At 71.0% G+C, this 241-nt stretch carries 1 protein-coding gene; it reads right to left on the minus strand.

The genetic code is table 11. The features are described 5' to 3' along the window. Positions 1–241: CDP-glycerol glycerophosphotransferase family protein (locus tag IF29_RS43045; protein ID WP_037598810.1), on the minus strand; the 241-nt coding region annotated here is incomplete at both ends.

Here is a 241-nt window from a genome sequence, read left to right on the forward strand (position 1 = left end):
CTGGTAGTCGAAGCTGAAGCCGCGCAGGTTGTCGCGGTAGTGCTCGAGGTCGTAGTCGAACAGCAGGACGGGTTTGCCGGTGCCGACCCAGTCGGGCAGCAGCGCGCTGTAGTCGGTGACCAGGATGTCGGCGGCCAGGAGGAGGTCCTGGGCGTCGGGGTAGTCGGCGACGTCCCACAGGTAGCCGTCGCCGGCGCCGGGGGCGATCTGGCCCACGCGCGGGTGCGGGCGCACCAGCAGC

It is taken from the genome of Streptacidiphilus jeojiense (genome assembly GCF_000719095.1).
Classification (GTDB): Bacteria; Actinomycetota; Actinomycetes; order Streptomycetales; family Streptomycetaceae; genus Streptacidiphilus; species Streptacidiphilus jeojiensis.